The 22,859-nt window shown below is 58.2% G+C and carries 21 protein-coding genes; 7 read left to right on the forward strand and 14 right to left on the reverse strand.

Features of this window, described 5'->3' with window-relative positions:
- Window positions 1-426: a DUF2069 domain-containing protein gene (locus ACA063_RS22125; RefSeq protein ID WP_497663380.1), complete on the forward strand. Its 426-nt coding sequence runs from the start codon at window positions 1-3 to the stop codon at window positions 424-426.
- Window positions 427-581: 155 nt separating this feature from the next.
- Here ACA063_RS22125 and ACA063_RS22130 read toward each other — a convergent pair whose 3' ends face one another.
- Window positions 582-1,256, reverse strand: coding sequence for a DNA-3-methyladenine glycosylase I (locus ACA063_RS22130; RefSeq protein WP_162437949.1), 675 nt, complete (start codon window positions 1,254-1,256; stop codon window positions 582-584).
- 145 nt (window positions 1,257-1,401) lie between these two features.
- Entirely contained in the window at window positions 1,402-2,226 is an 825-nt protein-coding gene (ttcA, locus tag ACA063_RS22135; RefSeq protein WP_497663381.1) for a tRNA 2-thiocytidine(32) synthetase TtcA, read from the reverse strand.
- A 265-nt stretch (window positions 2,227-2,491) separates the two neighbouring features.
- Here ttcA and ACA063_RS22140 point away from each other — a divergent pair, with 265 nt between their 5' ends.
- Complete coding sequence (locus ACA063_RS22140; protein WP_162437947.1) at window positions 2,492-3,094, forward strand: Yip1 family protein; 603 nt, start codon at window positions 2,492-2,494, stop codon at window positions 3,092-3,094.
- A gap of 156 nt (window positions 3,095-3,250) precedes the next feature.
- Window positions 3,251-3,745 (forward strand): SprT family zinc-dependent metalloprotease, encoded by a 495-nt coding sequence (locus tag ACA063_RS22145; RefSeq protein WP_497663382.1) that lies wholly within the window; start codon window positions 3,251-3,253, stop codon window positions 3,743-3,745.
- Window positions 3,746-3,863: 118 nt separating this feature from the next.
- Here the strand turns inward: ACA063_RS22145 and ACA063_RS22150 are convergent, their stop codons facing one another.
- Entirely contained in the window at window positions 3,864-5,045 is a 1,182-nt protein-coding gene (locus ACA063_RS22150) for a CaiB/BaiF CoA transferase family protein (protein WP_497663383.1), read from the reverse strand.
- 143 nt (window positions 5,046-5,188) lie between these two features.
- The gene (locus ACA063_RS22155; RefSeq protein WP_497663384.1) at window positions 5,189-6,523 is read right to left on the reverse strand and encodes a dicarboxylate/amino acid:cation symporter; all 1,335 of its coding nucleotides are present in this window, start codon (window positions 6,521-6,523) and stop codon (window positions 5,189-5,191) included.
- A 340-nt stretch (window positions 6,524-6,863) separates the two neighbouring features.
- On the opposite strand from ACA063_RS22155, the gene ACA063_RS22160 reads away from it, so the two are divergent.
- Window positions 6,864-7,862: an AraC family transcriptional regulator gene (locus ACA063_RS22160; protein ID WP_497663385.1), complete on the forward strand. Its 999-nt coding sequence runs from the start codon at window positions 6,864-6,866 to the stop codon at window positions 7,860-7,862.
- Window positions 7,863-7,996: 134 nt separating this feature from the next.
- Here ACA063_RS22160 and ACA063_RS22165 read toward each other — a convergent pair whose 3' ends face one another.
- From ACA063_RS22165 to ACA063_RS22175, 3 genes are all read right to left on the reverse strand, one after another.
- On the reverse strand, window positions 7,997-9,343 hold the full coding sequence (locus ACA063_RS22165) for an ATP-binding protein (RefSeq protein ID WP_497663386.1): 1,347 nt from the start codon (window positions 9,341-9,343) through the stop codon (window positions 7,997-7,999).
- A complete protein-coding gene (locus tag ACA063_RS22170; protein WP_162437941.1) occupies window positions 9,340-10,017 on the reverse strand; it encodes a response regulator in 678 nt (225 codons plus the stop codon). The genes ACA063_RS22165 and ACA063_RS22170 overlap by 4 nt, the downstream gene beginning before the upstream one ends.
- A gap of 120 nt (window positions 10,018-10,137) precedes the next feature.
- Window positions 10,138-10,740: a hypothetical protein gene (locus ACA063_RS22175; RefSeq protein ID WP_497663387.1), complete on the reverse strand. Its 603-nt coding sequence runs from the start codon at window positions 10,738-10,740 to the stop codon at window positions 10,138-10,140.
- A 147-nt stretch (window positions 10,741-10,887) separates the two neighbouring features.
- On the opposite strand from ACA063_RS22175, the gene ACA063_RS22180 reads away from it, so the two are divergent.
- On the forward strand, window positions 10,888-11,679 hold the full coding sequence (locus ACA063_RS22180; protein WP_497663388.1) for a dienelactone hydrolase family protein: 792 nt from the start codon (window positions 10,888-10,890) through the stop codon (window positions 11,677-11,679).
- Window positions 11,680-11,809: 130 nt separating this feature from the next.
- Window positions 11,810-12,535: a 4'-phosphopantetheinyl transferase family protein gene (locus ACA063_RS22185; protein WP_497663389.1), complete on the forward strand. Its 726-nt coding sequence runs from the start codon at window positions 11,810-11,812 to the stop codon at window positions 12,533-12,535.
- Between the two features lie 41 nt (window positions 12,536-12,576).
- On the opposite strand, the gene ACA063_RS22190 is transcribed toward ACA063_RS22185, so the two are convergent.
- Window positions 12,577-14,187, reverse strand: a complete 1,611-nt coding sequence (locus tag ACA063_RS22190) for an ATP-binding protein (protein WP_497663390.1) — start codon at window positions 14,185-14,187, stop codon at window positions 12,577-12,579.
- The gene (locus ACA063_RS22195; protein ID WP_162438007.1) at window positions 14,184-14,897 is read right to left on the reverse strand and encodes a response regulator; all 714 of its coding nucleotides are present in this window, start codon (window positions 14,895-14,897) and stop codon (window positions 14,184-14,186) included. Before ACA063_RS22195 ends, ACA063_RS22190 begins: the two co-directional genes overlap by 4 nt.
- 736 nt (window positions 14,898-15,633) lie before the next feature.
- Between ACA063_RS22195 and ACA063_RS22200 the strand changes: the two genes are divergently transcribed.
- The gene (locus ACA063_RS22200) at window positions 15,634-18,528 is read left to right on the forward strand and encodes a ribonucleoside-diphosphate reductase subunit alpha (RefSeq protein WP_497663391.1); all 2,895 of its coding nucleotides are present in this window, start codon (window positions 15,634-15,636) and stop codon (window positions 18,526-18,528) included.
- A 251-nt stretch (window positions 18,529-18,779) separates the two neighbouring features.
- Here the strand turns inward: ACA063_RS22200 and flgE are convergent, their stop codons facing one another.
- The 5 genes from flgE to cheR all read right to left on the reverse strand — a co-directional run bounded on the left by flgE (window position 18,780) and on the right by cheR (window position 22,836).
- Window positions 18,780-20,105, reverse strand: a complete 1,326-nt coding sequence (gene flgE / locus ACA063_RS22205) for a flagellar hook protein FlgE (RefSeq protein WP_497663392.1) — start codon at window positions 20,103-20,105, stop codon at window positions 18,780-18,782.
- Between the two features lie 31 nt (window positions 20,106-20,136).
- Window positions 20,137-20,862, reverse strand: a complete 726-nt coding sequence (gene flgD / locus ACA063_RS22210) for a flagellar hook assembly protein FlgD (protein ID WP_162437934.1) — start codon at window positions 20,860-20,862, stop codon at window positions 20,137-20,139.
- Between the two features lie 15 nt (window positions 20,863-20,877).
- Window positions 20,878-21,321, reverse strand: coding sequence for a flagellar basal body rod protein FlgC (flgC, locus tag ACA063_RS22215; protein ID WP_007937507.1), 444 nt, complete (start codon window positions 21,319-21,321; stop codon window positions 20,878-20,880).
- Window positions 21,322-21,324: 3 nt separating this feature from the next.
- Entirely contained in the window at window positions 21,325-21,732 is a 408-nt protein-coding gene (flgB, locus tag ACA063_RS22220) for a flagellar basal body rod protein FlgB (RefSeq protein WP_497663393.1), read from the reverse strand.
- 276 nt (window positions 21,733-22,008) lie between these two features.
- The gene (cheR, locus tag ACA063_RS22225) at window positions 22,009-22,836 is read right to left on the reverse strand and encodes a protein-glutamate O-methyltransferase CheR (protein WP_045061805.1); all 828 of its coding nucleotides are present in this window, start codon (window positions 22,834-22,836) and stop codon (window positions 22,009-22,011) included.
- Window positions 22,837-22,859 lie beyond the last annotated feature (23 nt).

Here is a 22,859-nt window from a genome sequence, read left to right on the forward strand (position 1 = left end):
GTGGCCAAGAAGCCGAAGATTTTGCCTTCCATTGAATGGCTCGAGCCGCGGGTCAAAGCGATGCGAGCCATCAGCCTGCTGTGTTTTCTGGGCCTGGTGGGTTTGCTCTGCGTGTATTACCTGGCGGTCGCCGATCTGCACGGTGCTCGGCCATGGGTGATCCTGCTGATCGAGCTGGTGCCGCTGCTGTTGCTGGCACCGGGGATGATCGCTGGCAGCGCGCGCGGGCATTCCTGGATGTGTTTTGTGGTGAACCTGTATTTCATCAAGGGCGCACTGGCGGCGTATGACCCGAACCGGCAGCTGTTTGGTTTGCTGGAGATGGGCGCGAGCCTGGCGGTGTTTTGCTCGGCGCTGTTGTATGTGCGGTGGCGGTTTCAGTTGAATCGCAAGCTCGCAGGCGAAGGCGAGATTCGCGCCGCCTGACAGATTGGAATCGCTAGCAGGCTAGCTCCCACAGTGGATTTTTGTGTGCCACAGATCCAATGTACGAGGCAGCCTGCTGGCATCCAGAGGGGATTTGTGTGCTCCACAGATCCAATGTGGGAGCCAGCCTGCTGGCGATTGCAACAACCCGGTCTTTAATGATTGACGGTGTACGCCAGCATCATCGATATCTGGCTCATCGGCCGCCCACCGCTCTGTTCATGCCACTGATTGAACACATCCTGCACCAACGCCAGATCCCGCTGGCTGGTCGGTACCTTGTCGACGATCTTCTGCGCATTCAACCCCGCCACCACGTCATAGCTCGGCACAAACGTGTCCTTGCCGACCATCCGCAAGAAGCGCGGTGCCGACAACCCGCCCAATTGATGACCGCGCTTTTTCAGGTAGGTCCACAAACCGACAATATCGGTCACCGGCCAGTCCGCGATCAGCGCACCGAAGCTGCCTTTTTCATGCTCGACGTCGAGGATGAACTGCGCATTGCGCGGCACGCTTTTGAGTTTGCCCAGATGGCGAATGATCCGCGCGTCCTGCATCAGGCGCTCAAGATGCTCAGCACTCATCAGCACGACTTTCTCAGGGTCGAACTTGAAGAATACTTCTTCGAAGGCCGGCCACTTGGCGTCCACCAGGCTGTGTTTGAGCCCGGCGCGGAACACGCGTAGCGCCATGGTCGAGAGGTAGCGGTCGTCGCTGATCTTGCGCAATTGCGCCGGGGTCTTGGGAACGGGCAGATGGGCTTCCAGTTCAGCTGCCGAACCGAAGCGGTTCAGACAGTATTCGTGCAGCCACTTGTAATCGCGCATGCCCTCTCCTGAGGAATGAAAAATGAACTGCCAACTTTCGACAAAACCTGTGGGAGCCAACCTTCTGGCAATGAAAGGTGTCAGTCAAAAATGATGTGACTGACAGCCGCCATCGCCAGCAGGCTGGCTCCCACAGTAATCGCGTTTAGAGGTTGACCACGTTGACGAATCGCGAGGCCGCGGTTTCGTCGATCTTCAGGCTGGTGAAGTCGAACAGGTTACGGTCGGCCAATTGCGACGGAATCACGTTCTGCAGGCTGCGGAAGATACTCTCGGTGCGGCCGGGAGTCTTGCGCTCCCACTCTTGCAGCATGTCCTTGACCACCTGACGCTGCAGATTCTCCTGAGAGCCACAGAGGTTGCACGGAATGATCGGGAACTGCTTGAAGTCCGAGTAGGCCTGAATGTCCTTCTCGTTGCAGTAGGCCAGAGGGCGGATCACGACGTTGCGGCCATCGTCGGCGCGCAGTTTCGGCGGCATGGCCTTGAGCGAGCCGTTGAAAAACATGTTGAGGAAGAAAGTTTCGACAATGTCGTCGCGGTGGTGCCCAAGGGCCATCTTGGTCGCGCCAATTTCATCGGCAAATGTGTAGAGCGTACCGCGACGCAGGCGCGAGCACAGCGAACAGGTGGTCTTGCCCTCCGGGATCAGCTCCTTGACCACCGAGTAAGTGTCTTTCTCGACGATGTGGTACTCAATGCCCAATGCTTTCAGGTACGCCGGCAGTACGTGTTCGGGAAAGCCCGGCTGCTTCTGGTCCATGTTCACGGCCACGATCTCGAACTTGATCGGAGCGACCTTCTGCAAATGCAGCAGCACATCAAGCATGGTGTAGCTGTCCTTGCCACCGGACAGGCAGACCATGACCTTGTCGCCGTCTTCAATCATATTGAAATCGGCAACCGCCTCACCGGCCTGACGGCGAAGGCGCTTTTGCAGTTTGTTCTGGTTGACCGTGAGAGTGCCCATGACGCGAATCCGTGAGGTGTGACGAAAGGCCGGCATTTTACGCAAAAACCCTGCGCGAGCGAAGTGCTCCTACCTAAGATGGAACTGCGATTACCACTGGGGTTTACAGCGCGATTTGCTCTAAGCCCCTACCACATGTGCGGGTAAGTCCTTTCTATACTGCGACATAAGGTCGCACACATATCCAGACCTTTACTTACTTGGCCACCTTGGCCCGTAGGCGCTCCACTGGGGGGCGACGGTAAAAACAAGAGGAGTGACTGGCATGATCCATCACGTAGTGGGGCTCTTCACCCACCCTGACCAAGAATGGAAGGAGATCCGTGGCGACCAGGAGGAAAGCATCAGCCACATGTATCTCACCCACACCCTGATTCTGGCGGCGATTCCTGCCGTGTCGGCGTTTATCGGCACCACGCAAGTCGGCTGGGTCATTGGCAATCGAGCGCCGGTGATGCTGACTCAGGAAAGCGCACTATGGATGACGGTCATGTCGTATCTGGCGATGCTCGGCGGAGTTGCCGTGATGGGCGCGTTCGTCCACTGGATGGCTCGCACCTATGATGCCAACCCGAGTCTGGCGCGTTGCGTAGCGTTTGCGACCTATACCGCGACACCGCTGTTCATTGGCGGGCTGGCGGCGCTGTATCCACACATGTGGCTCGGAATGATCGTCGGCACCGCGGCCATCTGCTACACGGTGTACCTGCTGTACGTGGGGCTACCGACGTTCATGAACATTCCATCTGACGAGGGATTCCTTTTTTCAAGTTCGGTGCTCGCCGTAGGGTTGGTGGTCCTGGTGGCCATCATGGCGTTCACTGTGATTGTCTGGGGACTGGGCGTGGGGCCCGTCTATACCAACTGACCGCGCACATAAACTATAAGATCTGCCAATACAGGCCGCCGCAAGGCGGCCTTTTGATGTGCCTGGATGGAGAACGGCGACGACCATTCGGCGCTTGGGCGATTCGCAAGCACCCAGGGTTGCGGCATACTCGACCTCTCTGGAGACCCATCAAGCATGCCCGAGCAACTCAATACCCGCGTCGAAGATTGTTACCTACTCGCTGAATCCTTTTTCAAACGTACATTCAAACGCCCCGTGGTGAGCCTCAAGCTGCGCGGGCAAAAAGCCGGTGTCGCGCATTTGCACGAGAACCTGTTGCGTTTCAATCCGCAGCTGTACCGGGAAAACACTGAAGACTTCCTCAAGCAAACCGTGGCTCACGAGGTCGCGCACCTGATCGCCCATCAGTTATTTGGTGACCGCATCCAGCCCCATGGCGAAGAGTGGCAACTGATCATGCGCGGCGTGTACGAACTGCCGCCCAATCGTTGCCACACCTATGACGTCCAACGCCGAAGCGTGACCCGCTATATCTACAAATGCCCGTGCGTGGACAGCGACTTCCCGTTCTCCGCCCAGCGCCATGGATTGGTGAGACAGGGGCGGCGGTATTTGTGCCGACGGTGCCGCAGTACGTTGGTGTTTAGTGGGGAGATGCGGGTCGAGTAGCTGGATTTGTGGTGTTCCAGCTGGCCTCATCGCCAGCAGGCTGGCTCCCACAATGGTTGGGGCATACCGATGTTCCCCTGTGGGAGCCAGCCTGCTGGCGATGAGGCCGGTACAGGCGCTAGAGAATCACCCTGGCACGCCGCAACGCATCGATCCGCTCAGCATCAAACCCCAACTCCGCCAACACCTGATCCGTATGCTGCCCCAGTGCCGCGCCAATATGCCTGGGCTGCGGCAAGCCGTCCGAGAACTTCAACGGACAGGCCATCTGCGCTTGAGTCGACCCGTCAACCCGCGGCACTTGCGCCACCAGTTGCCGTGCCTGCAACTGCGGGTGCCGCACCGCTTCGCTCATGCTCAGAACGGGCTCGACACACGCATCCAGCTCGGCAAACAGTGCACATAACTCGGCATAGTCATGTTTTTCGAATTCGATTTTAAGCGCGTCTTTCAGTGCTTTTTGCTGCGCAGGCTTCGGTGATAACCCGGAGGCCGCCAGATCCTCTACGCCCAATGCGGTGCACAATTGCTTCATGAACGGGGGTTCCAGACTGCCCACCGACAGCCAGCGTCCGTCACGGGTGCGGTAATAGTCATAGAAACTGCCGCCATTGAGCATCTGATTCTCACGACCAGGCTCTTCGCCACAGGCCAGATACCCTGCACCGGCCATGGCGTTCAAGCTGAACACGCAATCGGTCATGCTCACGTCAAGATACTGCCCCTGCCCCGTCTGTTGCCGGGCAATCACCGCCGCCAGCAAGCCGATGACGCCATGCAACGAACCACCGGCGACATCAGCCACTTGCATGCCCAACGGCAGCGGCCCGCTGTCCGCACGACCGGTGTGGCTGGCCAGTCCCGCCAGCGCCAGGTAATTGATGTCGTGCCCGGCGCGGTCCTTATAGGGGCCTGTCTGCCCGTAGCCGGTGATCGACACATAGATCAGCCTCGGGTTGATCGCCTTCAGCGCTTCATACCCCAGGCCCAGCCGTTCCATTACGCCGGGGCGGAACTGTTCCAGCACGATGTCGTGGTCTTGCAAAAGCTGCTTGATCACCTCCAGCGCTTCGGGCTGCTTGAGGTCCAGGGCCAGACTGCGTTTGTTGCGATTGAGGTAGGCGTGACTGGCGGACACGCCTTGGTCATGAGGTGGAAGCACACGCAGCAAGTCCATCCGTGTGGGCGATTCAATGCGCAACACCTCAGCGCCCATGTCGGCCAGTAATAACGAGGCAAACGGCCCCGGTAGCAAGGTGGAGAAATCCAGAATCTTGAGTGATGCCAATGGACCAAGCATGAGTAACCTCCAGTGCGATCTCTAAAGCCTAGGCAGCCAATGGCATTGCAGCAATCACCTGATGCGTCAGCCGCAGTGACCGTTGCGCTCAAATCGCAGCCATGAAAAAACCCGCCGAAGCGGGTTTTTCATTTCAAGTCGTCTTATTTGACGTTGCTTGGGGTTGGGCCTTCAGCAACGCCCAGGTCATCTTCAACGCGCTCATCGGAGATACCGCGACCGCCGGAAGCCAGCTCGGCGTGCATCACGTCGACGTCCAGTTCCTTGACCCACTTGGCCACAACCAGCGTGGCAACGGCGTTACCCACCAGGTTGGTCAGGGCACGGGCTTCGGACATGAAGCGGTCGATACCGAGAATCAGCGCCAGGCCGGCAACGGGCAGGTGGCCAACCGCGGACAGTGTCGCAGCCAACACGATGAAACCACTGCCGGTCACGCCTGCAGCGCCTTTGGAAGACAGCAGCAACACCACCAGCAGCGTGATCTGGTGAGTGATGTCCATGTGGGTGTCGGTCGCCTGGGCAATGAACACCGCCGCCATGGTCAGGTAGATCGCAGTGCCGTCGAGGTTGAACGAGTAGCCCGTCGGGATCACCAGACCTACTACGGATTTCTGCGCACCCAGACGCTCCATCTTGATCAGCATGCGTGGCAGTACCGATTCCGAAGAAGAAGTACCCAGCACGATCAGCAGCTCTTCACGGATGTAACGAATCACTTTCAGCACGCTGAAACCGTGAGCGCGAGCGATCCCGCCCAGCACGATCAGGATGAACAGCAGGCAGGTGATGTAGAAGCAGGCCATCAACTGACCCAACTGCACCAGCGAACCGACGCCGTAGGCACCGATGGTGAACGCCATGGCACCGAAGGCACCGATAGGGGCGAGCTTCATGATCATGTTGATGATGTTGAACATGACGTGGGCGAAGCGATCGATGAAGTCCAGGATCGGCTTGCCGTAGGCACCCAGGCGATGCAGGGCGAAACCGAAGATCACGGAGAACATCAATACTTGCAGGATGTCGCCTGTTGCGAACGCGCCGACGATGGTGTTCGGAATCACGTTGAGCAGGAAGCCAACGACGCTTTGATCAGCACCGGCCGCTACGTACTGAGCCACTTTGGAAGCATCCAGCGTGGTGACGTCGATGTGCATGCCGGCGCCCGGTTGCACAATGTTCACCACGACCAGACCGACCAACAGAGCGATGGTCGAAACGATTTCAAAATACAGCAGCGCGTAACCGCCGGTCTTGCCAACCGACTTCATGCTCTGCATGCCCCCGATACCGCTGACGACTGTGCAGAAGATGATCGGGGCGATGATCATTTTGATGAGTTTGATGAACCCGTCACCCAGCGGCTTGAGGGCGACACCGGTCTGTGGGTAGAAGTGACCGAGCAGAATGCCGATGGCGATGGCAACGATCACCTGGAAATACAGGGATTTATACAGTGGCTGACGAGTCGTCATTGCAAAGTTCCTCAAGAGTGCCCGGTGACAACATCCATCTGTTGTCCATGACACCTGAATTGCGAACCCTCCTGCACTGGAGGGATTTGTTTTTTCGAGCTGCGCGACGGCAGGCATCTGCTCGTTGTATCGCAAGGCCCGTGCCACCTTCGCCTAATCACCTGCGAGCCCTTTTGACATTAAGGGTTACAGGTTTTTTGTTACATCCGGAGGTCATGACTACAGTGGCGGATTTCCGCCCATCTGCTCGATCGCTTCCTGCAATTTGGCGGATATCCGCCTTGTCCATCACCCGATACCACGTCTACTATCCGCCGTTAATTGGACGGACTAGCCTTCTATGCGTGAACGCACCATCGCCAGTCATTTCGCCCGTGCCGCCCTCGGTGGTGCGCGTCGCTGCGGGTACGATTATTCAAGCCTGCTACAGCAACTGAACATCAGCCATGAGCTGCTCGACGAGCCTCGAGCGCGAATAGCCCCGGAACAGTTCACCCAGTTGATTCAGGGTCTGTGGCTGGTGATGGATGACGAGTACCTGGGTTTTGGGCCTACGACCAGCAAACCCGGCAGTTTCGCCATGATGTGCCATGCCTTGATCCACTGCCGGAACCTGGATAAGGCGCTCAATCGCGGCTTATTGTTTTATAGCCTATTCCCGGAGGGTCCGCGGCTGACCCTGAGCCGTGAAGACGAAATGATCCGCCTGAGCCTGGACGACTCGCAGTTTCGCGATCCGGACCATTTCCTCACAGAGAGTCAGTTGATGGTTTGGCATCGCCTCGGCAGTTGGCTGATTGGCCAGCGCATCCGGCTGGAACAGGCGACGTTCAGCTACCCCAGGCCCGAACACGGCGCCGAATACGACTTGCTGTTCCCGTGCTCCCTCGTGTTTTCAGCGGCCCAGAGCAGCCTGGTGTTTCACAGTCGCTATCTGGATATGCCGCTGCTGCAGGACGAACGAACCCTCAAGCACTTTCTTGAACGCTCGCCAGCGGACTTGCTGTCCCGCCCGGATGATGGCGACAGTTTGAGCAGTCAATTGCGGCGCTTGCTCAGTCGCGATAGCGCTAGCTGGCCGGATCTGGAAGCCGTGGCCACGCACCTGCACATCAGTGCGCAGACGTTGCGCAGGCATCTGCGGGAAGAGGGTTCGAGTTTTCAGGAATTGAAGGATCAGTTGCGCCGGGACATTGCGATTTATCACCTGAGCCGAGCGGACCTGTCGTTGCAACAGATCGCCGAACAGCTGGGGTTTTCCGAGCCTTCGGCGTTTCATCGGGCGTTCAAGAAATGGACGGGGTTGACGCCCGGGGCTTATCGGGCGCAGGAGAATTGAGCGTTCTTACATGAATTTGCGGTGGATGGCCGGCCTCATCGCGAGCAAGCTCGCTCCCACATTGACCGCGTACTTAACCAGTGGGAGCGAGCCTGCTCGCGATGCGGCCCGAGAGAACACCCTCCATCTCCCGGTCAAACCGCCGGAAAATGAATCCGGAACGCCGCCCCGCCCATTGGCGAGTCCTCCAATGTCAGCGTGGCGGCGTAGCTTTCGATGATGTCCTTGACCACCGCCAACCCGATCCCCTGCCCCGGATGCTGACGATCCAGACGTTCACCACGCTGAAGAATCCGCGCACGCTGGTTCGGTGGTACACCGGGGCCGTCATCCTCGACGCACAACTCGATGCCGCCCAGTGAATCACGCACGCTGATGCGCACTTCACCGAGGCACAGGCGATAGGCGTTTTCCAGCAAATTGCCCATCATTTCCAGCAGCGCGCCCTGTTCGATCGGCACATAACAATGTTCCGGAAGATCGAAGGCCACTCGTACGCGCTTGTCGCGATACACCTTGTCCAGCGTGTCGCAAAGGCTCTGCAGCACAGGACGCAGGCGTACCTGATGGCGCACCAGACCGCTCTTGCGCAGGCTGGCGCGTTGCAGTTGATAGCTGATCTGCTGGCTCATGCGCTCGATCTGGGTTTGCAGCACCCAGGCCTGATCGCGATCTTCCGGACGTTGCGCCATGTCCTCGCTGACCCCTTGCAGGACGGCCAACGGAGTTTTCAAGCTGTGCGCCAGGTCGTCGAGGGAATCACGATAGCGGCTGCGTTGCTCACGCTCGCTGTGCAGCAAGCGGTTAAGGGAACCGGTCAGGCGCAGCAGTTCGCGCGGGTGTTCTTCGCTGAGGCTTTCTCGAGTCCCGCCTTCGATTTCATCCAGCTCCTGGCTCAGCCGGCGTAATGCCCGCAACCCCCAGGTCAAGCCGATCCACAGCAAGGCCAGCAGTACCAGCAAGGCCGCGCCGAAGCCCAGATAGAGGTTTTCCCGTAAGCCTTCGAGGGTGATTTCATATTCACGTACCGGTTGCAGCGCGACGATGCTGAACGCTGCACTCTTGCCGCCGAGCAGTTTGACCTCGACGTCATAGACAAAGAACTCTTGCCCATTGGTCTCGCGAATTCTCGCGAACTCGTTACCGCGCCCGTCATAACGCGGGGTGTAATTGATGTGCTCTTCCTGAGTACCTTTGGAGCGCCAGACCAAGTGCCCGTCGCGATCATAGATGTAACCGAGTAAACGGCCCTCGGTCAGGTTGAAGCGCTCATCTGGCAACTGTGCCGGCATCTGCAAGCGATTGTTTTCCACCCGAGCGGCAGAGATCAGCGTGGTCACGTCCGACGCCAGGCGTTGTTCGATGGAGTCCTGCAACGCGAGGCTGAACGCCCCCTGCATCGCCGGCAGCAACGCCAGCATGAACAACACCGCCAGGGTGGTGGCGGCGAGCATCAAGCGAACACGTAGCGAACGAATCAAGTGCAACGCTCGTTGAACAGGTAACCGAGACCACGCACGGTGTCGATGGGCTTGAAGCCGCCCGGCCCTTCAAGCTTGCGGCGCAAACGACCGACCAGCACTTCAATGACATTCGGATCGCGCTCATCGTCGTCCGGGTAGAGTTGCTCCATCAATCGATCCTTGGGGACCACCTGCTGATGATGGCGCATCAGGTACTCTAGAATCCGATACTCATAGGCGGTCAGCGCCAGCGGCTGTTCATCGAGTGACGCCTGTTTGCGATTCAGGTCCAGCAGCAGCGGACCGGCGACAATGGTGGACTGGGTAAATCCGCTGGAGCGACGTAACAAGGCATTGAGTCGAGCGTCCAGCTCTTCGAACTGGAACGGCTTGACCACAAAATCGTCGGCACCGGCGGCCAGGCCTTCGACCTTGTCCTGCCAGTTGCTGCGTGCGGTGAGAATCAGGATCGGAAAGGTTTTTCCGCGCGAGCGGAGCTGGCGGATCAGATCTAGCCCGCCCATACCCGGCAGGCCGAGGTCGATCACCGCCAGGTCATGATTGAACTGCTCGGCCTGATACAGCGCCTCTTCGGCATTGGCGACGGACTCGACCACGTGGCCGATATCCGTCAGGCGGGTTTGCAGGTGATGGCGCAACAGCGCTTCATCTTCGACGACCAGCAGTTTCATAATGCTCTCCCAGGCAAATCAACTTCTCCAGAGGCGCAACGGCGCGCCTCGACGGCTAACATGGCGACGCCGGATCACCCTTTTGAGTTGATCCGGCGCAGACTTTTCGCGACGTGCTTTTTAGAAAGCGTAGTTCGCCGACAGATACGTCTGGGCACTGCTGGTCAAATCCAGCGATCCCTGTTTGCTGCCGCCACGCTCGCTCATCTCGGTGCTGGCGTTGGTTCGCAGGTAACGATAACCCAGTTCAACCGAGGTGTTTTTCGAAACCTGTTGCAAGACCCCCAACTGTCCGCCAACGGCGTAGCCAATGTTGCTGTCGCGGCTGAAGCCTGAAGATTCCTGGGTGAGTTTGGTGATACCGGCTGTGGCCCCGCCAAACAGTTTAGTGCTGCCGCCTACCGGGTAGAAAAGGTCATAACTACCGAGGAGGTTTTCCTGGCGCAGTTTAATACCGTTGTGCGAGCCCGACACGTTGTCGTAGGTGGCGTAGTAACGGCCTTGGGTGTTTTGCTGACCCAGACGCACACCCCAGGTGCCGTCCTTGCCAATCACGCCGTCGGCGTTCGGATGGTTGAGGTTATCGTTCAGGGCGTGGGACTTTTTGATCTTGTCGCTGGTCTGTCCAAGAGTAAGGCTGGCGAAGGTGTCATCGGCGGCGTAAGCAGCAGTGCTTGCGCCCAGGATAGTGAACGCCAGAAGCAGCTTTTTGAATCCAGTCATCGGGAGTTTCCTTATGTGCTGTGTGCTTGTTGGGTGTGAGGCAAGACTACTGAGCCCGCCCTGAACTCCCCCTGAACGCCTTCTGAACCTAGGCTGAACCAGATTCCCCAGGCTTTTTTCGATGATTTTCTTGCAGGAGATTCGACCATGCGCGTGTTCCTTGCCTTCGTGTTACTGGCCTTGAGCGGGCTTGGCCAAGCGGCCATCAAGACTCAGGAGATCCCCTATCAAAGCGCCGATGGCACAAAGCTGATCGGCTACTACGCCTATGACGATGCCCTCAAGGGACCGCGGCCCGGCGTTGTGGTGGTGCATGAATGGTGGGGGCTCAACGACTATGCCAAGCGCCGCGCACGGGACCTTGCGGGTCTGGGCTACAGCGCCCTGGCGATTGATATGTATGGCGATGGCAAGAACACCGAACACCCGAAAGACGCCATGGCCTTCATGCAAGCCGCACTCAAAGACAGCGCGGCAGCAAGTGCGCGCTTTCAGGCAGGGTTGGACCTGCTCAAGCAACAACCGCAAACCGATCCGGACAAAATCGCGGCGATTGGGTACTGCTTTGGCGGTGCCGTGGTACTGAATGCGGCGCGGCAGGGGTTGCCGCTGGCGGGAGTGGTGAGTTTCCACGGTGCGCTGGCGACCACCACACCGGCAACACCGGGCAACGTGAAGGCAAAAATCCTTGTGGAACACGGCTCGATGGACAGCATGGTCACGCCGGAAAACGTCGTGGCATTCAAAGCGGAAATGGACAAGGCCGGGGCGGACTACAAATTTGTCAGCCTGGAGGGCGCCAAGCATGGGTTCAGTAATCCTGATGCGGATCGGCTGAGTCATGGCGACCATGGTGGGCCCGACATTGGCTACAACAAGTCGGCGGATGAAAAGTCCTGGGCGGATATGCAGGCGTTTCTCAAGAAAATTTTTTCCTGAACCACCGACCACCGAAAGCCGGACGGAGCTCCCTGTGGCGAGGGAGCTTGCTCCCGCTGCGTGGTGAAGCCGCCCACAAAAGACCCATCGACACTACCCAGTCCAAAGGCAACCCGGCAAACTACCTGGCATGAATCCCGCTCCCGCCCTACCCGCCTGCTGCACCCCACTCGACGCCCATTGGCCGTTGCCAATCGCGCTACCTGATACGGTTTTGCTCAGCACTCACTTCGACAGTTCTCAGCTGACCAGTGATGATTTTCGCCGCAGTGCGATCAAGCCGCCCTCCAGCATCCAACGCTCCGTTGCCAAGCGGCAGGCGGAGTTTCTGGCCGGGCGGATTTGCGCCAGAGCCGCATTGCAACAGTTGGAGGGCGTGGGTTTCAGTCCGGCCATTGGCGAAGATCGAGCGCCGGTATGGCCTGGGCATATCACCGGTTCGATTACCCATAGCACCGGACGCGCCGCGGCGATTGTCGCAAAGAAAACCCATTGGCGCGGTCTGGGTATGGATCTGGAAAACCTGCTCAACCCGGAACGGGCCGAGCGCCTGGCGGGTGAGATTCTCACCGGCCCGGAGTTGCAAAGAATGGCCGCGGGTGGACGAGATCAGCTCGCGCTGCTGGTGACGCTGACTTTTTCGGTGAAGGAAAGCCTGTTCAAGGCGCTGTATCCGATCGTGCAGCAGCGCTTCTATTTTGAACACGCCGAAGTACTGGAGTGGAGCGAGGCCGGGGATGTGCGGATCCGTTTGCTGACGGATCTGTCGAGTGAATGGCGTAATGGGGTTGAGCTGGACGCACAGTTTGGGATCATGGATAGGCAGTTGTTGAGTCTGGTCAGCATCAAGGCTTGAAGTGTTTTGGGGGACGTAGAGGCCTTGACTCACACCTGAGCTCAACGCTTTTCCTGATTCCTCGGCCAGCTCAGGCTGAAGCACGCGCCGCCCAGACTCTTGCTCTTGCCAATCAACGCTCGTCCATCGTGCCAATGGATGATCCGACGCACGATGGACAGGCCCAGGCCATGCCCACCCGACGCACGGGTGCGGCTGTCATCGAGTCGCAGGAACGGGGTGAAGATTTTCTCCCACGCGTTTTCCGGCACGCCCGGTCCATCGTCCTCAACGTCGACCCGACAACGCTGCTGCCCCACCTGATAGCTGACCGTGACCCTGGACGTTGCATGGCGCATCGCGTTGCTCACCAGGTTTTGCAGCGCCCGATGCAAGTAACGGGGTTCAGCTTCGACCCAGGCGTCGTCGCAATCGGCGGCCGACAGGCACAAGCCACGTTGCACCGTCACCTGCGAGCGCAGAGGCGCAAGCTCCTCGATCACCTGATCGACCAGTGCATCGAGATCTATGCGCTGAAAATTCAGGGCGGGTGAGCCCTGCTCCAGGCGTGCATAGGTGAGCATTTCGTCCACCAGCTTATCGAGATCTTCGATGTCGTGATCCATGCCTTCACAGTACTTTTGCAGCGCTTGCGGTGTGGAGGCGGAACCGATCATCTCCAGACCAAAGCGCAGGCGCGCCACTGGCGTGCGCAGTTCGTGCGACACCGCGCGCACCAGCTCCCGCTGAATCGCCAACAACTGTTGCAAGTGCTCGGCCATCCCGTTGAATGCTGACGCCAGACGCCCCACCGAATCCGCGCCCCGTGCCGGTACTCGGGTTTCCAGGCTGCCTTTGGCGATGCGCGTGGCCGCCGCTTCCAACCCGCGCAAACGACGCTCGAGCTGACGCACCAACAAATAGACGATCAAACCAATCAGGCTCAAACCCAACGCAGCGATCAGCACCAGCCACTCCGCCGGGTAAGGGTTCATCTGGTACAGCGGGCCGATCTCCAGCACCCACGGCGTACCCACCATTCCGGCAAACACCCGGATCGAATCGCCGCCCTTGCCCAGCGCCATCACCGTGTCGCCTTCGGAAACCCGACGGCTCTGGTCCTCGTCCATGTCCGCTTCATCGACCGTGACCAGTCGCAAGTCGAAACCGAAACCCTTGTCTTCTTTCAATTGCGCCAGGCGCTTGGGTTGGTCGGCCACCGGGACGCGCACCAGTTCGTCGGCCAGCAGGTAAATGGTCGCCCGGGCCAGTTGCTCGCTGATCTGCTGCACCTCCCCTGTCAGCACCAGCTGTTCCTTGTCGCTGACCAACCGATAAACCACCGCCGCGTGCGGCCCGGTTTGTTCGACCAGCGCCTGGCCGCGCAGCACACGAGTGCGCTGGGTGAGATCGAGGTCGGTCTGGGTGAAGGTCTTCAGCGCCAGCGGAATACCCAGCAGGCGCTCCCACACCAGCAAGGCACGATGGCGTTCGGTTTCGTTCATGGGTTGCAGGTTGTCGGCCATCAACGAGAACGTGCCATGGGCCAGGCGCTCGCGGTATTGCTCGCTGCGCACCTGATTGAGCAAGTGCAGGGCCAGCACGCCGAGCACCGCCACCAGAATCAGCGCTGCGCACATGCCGCCATAAATTCGCAGGAAGATCGAGTTCACAGGGTGCAGGCTTCCGGAACGAACAAATAGCCTTTGCTGCGGATGGTCTTGATAAGACGAGGGTGCTCCGGGTCATCGCCGATCTTGGGGCGAATGCGCGAGATGCGCACGTCGATTGACCGATCCTGTCCGTCGTAACCGATGCCGCGCAGTGCGGTGAAGATCTCTTCGCGGGAAAGTATGCGCCCGGCGTTGGCCACCAGCAGCCAGAGCAGATCAAATTCCGCGCTGGTCAATTCGATACTGGCGTCACGCAGCCAGGCTTCGCGCAATGCGTTGTCCACCACCAGCGGACCGAACTGCAGACGCCGTTGTTTTTCCGGGGCAACTTCAGGCGCCTCGCTGCGCCGTAGCAAGGCCTGGATACGCGCCAGCAAGAGCCGTGGACGAACCGGTTTGCAGACATAGTCGTCTGCCCCCATGTCCAGCCCCAGAATCTGATCGGTGTCGTCGGTACGGGCGGTGAGCATCAGAATCGGGCCGTCGAAACGGTCGCGAACCTTGCGGCAGATGCTCAAGCCATCTTCGCCGGGGAGCATCAAGTCAAGGATCACCAGGTCTGGCTGCTCCTTGATGATGCGGGCCGCGGCCAGCGCCCCGTCACCTTCGATTGAAACACGCAGACCGTTGGCTTCCAGGTAATCGCGGGTCAGTTCGGCCAGACGCTGGTCGTCCTCCACGATCAAAACCTGCCAGGCTTCTTGCTCCACGGTGACCTCTGCTTGCCGAAACACTAATAAGGAAGGATCCACCCGTCTTTTTGTAATGATTGGGGAGGATAAGAAAATGCGTACACATGGCCGATTGTATAAACGTCGCTCGTCCAGAACACAAGGCGGCAAATGCGTTCGGACATGGGCATTTTTTGTGGTAGGGTTCGCGCCCTTAAAAAACCAGCGGACAGTTTTCGACCGCTGAAAACCCATGACAAACGGTCTACTCCAGCAGGGTCGCGGGCTACACGCTGATTCCAGGTTTCACACACAATTTACGCACAGGCTTATCCACAGGTAGTACGTTGCAACACCCTCCAAAACGCACTATCTTGTACCCCGGCGCAAAAAAAACCCTACATGTAGGGTTTTGCGCAAAAAACCAAACACAAACCAGACACCAATTTCAAGCGCTTTTATTGCCTCTTTCTGGTTGAACCAAACGTATTTTCGAAAGACCAAACCGCTCGTGCGGATGGCTACTGTTTTTGGGCCGAAAACGGCGAAACGGTACGGGTGTTGCAGTCAATTGCTGTCACCCAAAAGGAATTCGGTTTCAGGCTCCAGGCCTGCGACCAAAGACTTCGGCATGGAAGCGGCGCCCCAATAGCCCCTTCCTGATCTGTCCCGAAGTTGGTATGCCCGGCCCCCGCCGGTTGTAGTGCTTCAGGACGGAACGGTGGGCACCGAGACGGTGCCCAAACAAACATAGAGAATGTGGAGACAACCCCCCATGCAAACCGACACAACTCGCGAGAACCCGCAGGGCACCTTGCCGCAGGCCGCTGATTCGAATTCGGATCTGTCCGCCACCGCGCCTGGCCAACTGCGCGTGATCAAGCGTAACGGCACTGTCGTTCCTTATACTGATGACAAGATCACCGTCGCTATCACCAAAGCGTTCCTCGCAGTTGAGGGCGGTACCGCTGCCGCTTCGTCGCGAATTCACGACACCGTTGCCCGTCTGACCGAGCAGGTCACCGCGACCTTCAAGCGTCGCATGCCTTCCGGCGGCACGATCCACATCGAAGAAATCCAGGACCAGGTTGAACTGGCCCTGATGCGTGCCGGCGAGCAGAAAGTTGCCCGCGACTACGTGATCTACCGTGACGGTCGTTCGAAAGAACGCGCTGCCCATGCGCCGGCCGAGGAAGCGGTCAACGCTCACCCGTCGATCCGCATCACCCGCGCCGATGGCACCTTTGCTCCGTTGGACATGGGTCGTCTGAACACCATCGTCACCGAAGCGTGCGAAGGCCTGGCAGAAGTCGACGGCGACCTGATCCAGCGCGAAACCCTGAAAAACCTGTACGACGGCGTGGCCCTGACCGACGTCAACACCGCCCTGGTGATGACCGCCCGTACGCTGGTCGAGCGTGAGCCGAACTACTCGTTCGTGACCGCACGCCTGTTGATGGACACCCTGCGTGCCGAAGGCTTGAGCTTCCTGAACGTTGCAGAAAGCGCGACCCACCACGAGATGGTCGACCTGTACGCCAAGGCCCTGCCTGCCTACATCGCCAAGGGTATCGAATTCGAATTGCTGAACCCGGTCCTGGCCACCTTTGACCTGGAAAAACTCGGCAAGGCAATCAACCACGAGCGCGATCAGCAGTTCACGTACCTGGGCCTGCAAACCCTGTACGACCGTTACTTCATCCACAAGGACGGTATCCGCTTCGAACTGCCGCAGATTTTCTTCATGCGCGTGGCCATGGGCCTGGCCATCGAAGAGAAGAACAAAGAAGACCGTGCGATCGAGTTCTACAACCTGTTGTCGTCCTTCGACTACATGTCGTCGACTCCGACCCTGTTCAACGCCGGTACTCTGCGTCCACAGCTGTCGAGCTGCTACCTGACCACCGTGCCGGATGACCTGTCGGGCATCTACCACGCGATCCACGACAACGCCATGTTGTCGAAATTCGCAGGCGGTCTGGGCAACGACTGGACACCGGTTCGTGCACTGGGCTCTTACATCAAGGGCACCAACGGCAAATCACAGGGCGTTGTTCCGTTCCTGAAAGTCGTGAACGACACTGCCGTTGCCGTTAACCAGGGTGGCAAGCGCAAAGGCGCTGTCTGTGCCTACCTGGAAACCTGGCACATGGACATCGAAGAGTTCATCGAGCTGCGCAAGAACACCGGTGATGATCGTCGTCGTACCCACGACATGAACACTGCCAACTGGATTCCTGACCTGTTCATGAAGCGCGTCTTCGATGACGGCAAGTGGACCCTGTTCTCGCCGTCCGAAGTACCGGACCTGCATGACCTGACCGGCAAGGCCTTCGAAGAGCGTTACGAGTACTACGAAGCCCTGTCCGAGTACCCGGGCAAGATCAAGCTGTTCAAGACCATTCAGGCCAAAGACCTGTGGCGCAAAATGCTGTCCATGCTGTTTGAAACCGGCCACCCTTGGCTGACCTTCAAAGACCCGTGCAACCTGCGCAGCCCGCAGCAGCACGTGGGCGTGGTTCACAGCTCGAACCTGTGCACCGAGATCACCTTGAACACCAACAAGGACGAGATCGCCGTTTGCAACCTGGGCTCGATCAACCTGCCGAACCACATCGTCAACGGCAAGCTGGACACCGCCAAGCTGGAACGCACCGTGAACACCGCTGTTCGCATGCTCGATAACGTTATCGACATCAACTACTACTCGGTGCCACAAGCGAAGAACTCCAACTTCAAGCACCGTCCAGTCGGTCTGGGCATCATGGGCTTCCAGGACGCGCTGTACCTGCAGCACATTCCTTACGGTTCCGACGCTGCCGTCGAGTTCGCCGACAAGTCGATGGAAGCGGTCAGCTACTACGCGATCCAGGCTTCCTGCGACCTGGCTGACGAGCGCGGTGCCTACGAGACGTTCCAGGGTTCGCTGTGGTCCAAGGGCATTCTGCCGCTGGATTCGCAACAGATCCTGATCGAGCAACGTGGCCAGAAGTACATCGACGTTGACCTGAACGAATCCCTGGACTGGGCACCGGTTCGCGCCCGTGTACAGAAAGGCATTCGTAACTCCAACATCATGGCCATCGCGCCGACCGCGACCATTGCCAACATCACTGGCGTCTCGCAGTCGATCGAACCGACCTACCAGAACCTCTATGTGAAATCGAACCTGTCGGGCGAATTCACCGTGATCAACCCGTACCTGGTTCGCGACCTGAAGGCTCGCGGTCTGTGGGACTCGGTCATGATCAACGACCTGAAGTACTACGATGGTTCGGTGCAGCAGATCGAGCGTATCCCGCAAGAACTCAAAGAGCTCTATGCAACGGCGTTCGAAGTGGACACCAAGTGGATCGTTGACGCGGCAAGCCGTCGTCAGAAGTGGATCGACCAGGCTCAGTCGCTGAACCTGTATATCGCTGGCGCTTCGGGCAAGAAGCTGGACGTCACCTACCGCATGGCTTGGTACCGTGGCCTGAAAACCACTTACTACCTCCGTGCCCTGGCCGCGACCAGCACCGAGAAGTCGACCATCAACACGGGCAAGCTGAACGCTGTTTCCAGCGGCGGCAACCACGGTGAAGATTCGGTTCTGGCAGCTCCCGCCGGTCCAGCTCCAGTGCCGAAGGCGTGCGCCATCGACGAGCCGGATTGCGAAGCTTGCCAATAAGCTGAGCCGGTAAAACGAAACCCCCGACAGGCCTCAGGCGTGTCGGGGGTTTTCTTTTTAGTCCGCTGAACATTAAAAGATCGCAGCCTCGTTTCACTCGACAGCTCCTACACAGCTCCTACTTGGAATCCTGCCGTTGTAGGAGCTGTCGAGTGAAACGAGGCTGCGATCTTTTGATCTTGATATACGTACAGGCATAAAAAACCCCTCTTCCGAGGGGTTTTTTGTTTAGCGCTACAACCCAATCAGCATCAGGTCATCTGAATGATGGTTTGCATGAGGGTGCTCTGGGTGGAGATGGTCTTCGCGTTCGCCTGATAGTTACTCTGCGCCTTGATCAGGTCGACCAGTTCATTGGTCACGTTGACGTTGGACTCTTCCAGGGAGTTGGAGCGGATTGTGCCCAGGCTGCCGGTTTCCGGCGAGTCGTAGCCCGGAATACCCGATGAATAGGTTTCTTTCCAGGCAGTGCCACCCACCGCTTGCAAGCCCTGCTCGTTGGTAAAGCTGGCCAACGATATCTGGCCGATCGGCTTGGTTTGGTAGTTACTGAAATTCGCCAGCAGTACACCGCTGCCATCAATGGTCAGGTTAGTGATCTGGCCAGTGGCGTAGCCGTTCTGTACCGGAATCGAACGTGCGGTGTCGGCGTTGTATTGCGTGGTGTTGCCCATGGCGATGGTCACACCATCCGGGTTGGAGCTGGCGCCGTTGGCCTTCCACACGCCGTCGGTCACGGTACCTGGAACCCAGTTGGTCACCTTCAGCTCATTGCTGATGGTCGAAGTCGGCGGAGTCGTCGGCGGAGTCACTGGCGTGCTGATTTGAGTTAATTTGCCAGCCGAGTCAAATGTCATGGTCGAAGGAACCAGGTTGGTCGGCAGGCTGCCGTCCATATTGCGTCCATCGATCAGCGTGTAGGTATCCCACGTGTTAGCACTGGTTTTCACCATGTACTGATTCATCTCGTGCTGGTTGCCCTGGCTGTCGTAAATCGGCGTGTTGAATTGCTTGCTATAGGTCTCGGACTTGGTTGGATCGAATTTGTTGGTGGCCACGGTCTGGTCGATGACCTTGTCCGTGGAGTTCAGGTTAATCGTCGACGACACCGCACTGCTCGACTTCGGAGCCAGGTTTGACGTGTCGATGCGCAGGTCGGTCAACATACCGTTCTGGATTTTGCCGTTGGCATCCACACCGTAGCCTTGCAGGCGCGAAGTGCCGTCGGTGTTGGTGACATACCCGTCTTTGTCGACCTTGAACGTACCGGCGCGGGTGTAGGACAGCGAACCGCTGTTATTCAGCACGAAGAAACCGGAACCGTTGATGCCCATGTCCAGTACGTTACCGGTGTTGCTGATATCGCCCTGGGTGAACTGCTGGGAAACGTTGGCCAGGCGCACACCGCTGCCGACGACCTTGCTTCCGGTACCCAGTTTGGACGCCGAGTAGACGTCTTCGAATTCTGCACGGGACGATTTGAAACCGGTGGTTGCGACGTTGGCGATGTTGTTGCCAGTCACGTCCAGTTGTTTGTTGGCTGCAAAGAGACCGCTAAGGCCGATATTGAAAGACATGTTTCACTCCTTTATGCCGGGTTAGTCGGCTTTACATACCAATGGTTTGTACTTTGGACAGGGCGATGCTGCCCAGCCCGGCGAGGTTGAGCATCAACTCACCGCCCGTCTGGCTGATGGTCACGCTGTTGACCGTCGCTGGCAGGTTAGTGACCAGCGATACAGCCTGGCTGTCGATGGTGGCCGTCGCCGCGAAGGTGTAAGTACCCGACTCGACCGTATTACCCGCGCTGTCTTTTCCGTCCCAGATAAAGCTGGCATTGCCGGCAGTCTGGCTGCCCATGTCGATGGTGCGGACGACCTTGCCGTCCTTGTCGGAAATCTTCAGCGCGACCGCAGGGACCGAGCCTGGAATGGCCACGGTGCCGGTCATGCTCTTGGAGGTATCGACAACCGCTTTATCGCTAGGCGCGATTACGGAACGCCCCACCAGCGACGAGGCCTGCAAGGCCTGCGACGAGTTGTAGTTGCCGGCAATGCCACTCACCGTATCGTTGAGTGTGGTGATGCCTTCCAGGCTGCTGAACTGCGCCAACTGGGCGACGAACTCGCCGTTGTCCTGCGGTTCGAGCGGGTTCTGGTTTTTCAGCTGGGTCACCAGCAACTGCAGGAACGCGTCTTTGCCCAGGGCTTTTTTGCCGGCAGCGCTATTGGTTGCCGACGCCAGGCCATCACTGGTGGTGGAGGTGTTCTTGATCGAGGAGTTGGCCAGGATGTCGTTGAGGCTCAAGCCGCTTGTCGTATCGGTAACACTCATCTGAGTCGCCCCTTATCACTGACCGAGAGTCAGGACCTTCTGCATCATGGTTTTGGCCGTGTTCATCATTTCGGCGTTGGTCTGAAAGGACCGGCTCGCGGAAATCATGTCGGCCATTTCCTCCACGACGTTGACGTTCGGATAGTAGACATAGCCCTTGGCATCAGCAGCCGGATGGTTCGGCTCGTAGCGAGCCTCCAGGTTGCTCTGGTCTTCGACCACACCCAGCACTTGCACACCCTGACCCGCCGCGTCCTGATTCTGGAACAGCGAATCGCTGCCGCCGCTCTGACCACCCTGGAACATGGTGGCAAACACCGGATGACGCGCGCGGTAGGTTTGATCGATGCTCGACGAGACGGTCTCGGCGTTGGCGATGTTACTGGCGACGGTGTTCAGGCGAGTGGTCTGGGCACTCATGCCGCTACCGGCAATGTTGAAAACACTGGACAGGGACATGAATTATTCTCCGCGCAGGGCTGAAATCAGCCCTTTGAATTTACTGTTGAGCAAGGTGAAGCTGGCCTGGAAGTTGACGGAGTTTTCCGCGTAGTTCGACTGTTCCAGCTGGGCGTCCACGGTGTTCTGATCAATCGACGGTTGCATCGGCGTGCGATACAGCAGTGACTCGTCACCGCTGTCCAAGCCTTGGGCCTCGATATGACGGCTGTTGGTCATGTTCAGCGCGAAACCGCCGCTCTTGGTTTTCTCGCTCTGTTCGGCGAGCACCTTCGAGAAGTCCAGATCCCGAGCCTTGTAGTTCGGGGTGTCTGCGTTGGCGATGTTGTTCGCCAGGACTTCGGCACGCTGTGCGCGGAAGTTGAGAGCCTGTTGGTGAATACCGAGCGCTTTATCGAAGCTGATGCTCATGTCGGGAAACCTTCGGGTGACCTGATTTTTCGTACGGTGAACTTAGCAAGCCGCGTGCCAATTGGAAAAACCCCGCAAACAGTGGGTTTTCGGGCAGTGGCAAGGGTGGCAATGACAGAAAAGCGGCAATCGACTTCCGCCGCCTGCCGCTTTTCTGCCGCTTAGATGCATTCGCAATGACAACAGCGGACCCGGTGGGAGGTGGATTTGAAAAATCATCAGGCATAAAAAAACGGAAGTCCCTGAGGACTTCCGTTTTTTTTAATTAACCCCGAATCATTTCGCCTGGTAAATGATCCCCGGGCTGCACTGGACCATCTGGTAATGATCCGGCAAACCATTCAGCGCTTCGGAAGCGCCGAGGAACAGATAGCCTCCCGGTTTCAACGTGCTATGGATACGCAACAAGATGTCTTTCTTCACCTCGGCGGAGAAGTAGATCAACACGTTACGGCAGAACACGATGTCGAACTTGCCAAGCGCCGCGTAACTGTCCAGCAGATTGAACGAGCGAAACTCCACCCGACTCTTGATCGGCGCCTTGATGGCCCAGCGTCCCGGTCCCTTGGGATCGAAATAACGCTGCAGGCGCTCGGGCGAAAGACCACGACCGATTGCCAGGCTGTCGTACTCGCCAGTCTTGCAGTTGGTCAGCATGGTGCCGGAAAGATCAGTGGCAACGATCTGCACACCCATCTTCAGTTGCCCCAGATTGACCCGCTCGAATTCGTCGATCGACATCGACAGCGAATAGGGTTCCTGACCCGACGAGCACGCGGCCGACCAGATCCGCAGACGCTGGCCGGGCGCCGCCTTGATCGCTTCAGGCAGTACCTTGTTCTTCAAGACTTCAAACGGATAGGTGTCACGAAACCACAGGGTTTCGTTGGTCGTCATGGCATCCACCACCATCTCGCGCAAACCACTGCGCGGCTGGGTCTGGATGCGCTGGACCAGCTCACCCAGGGACTTGATGCCTTGCTGCTCCATCAGTTTGTTGAGACGGCTCGATACCAGGTACTGCTTGTTTTCACCGAGCAAAATGCCACAGGCTTTTTCCAGGAATACCCGGAACTGTTCGAAATCCAAATTACCCGTAGACAATGATGCCGCCTCTTAACTCGTGT

This window comes from Pseudomonas sp. LBUM1643 (assembly GCF_059716215.1).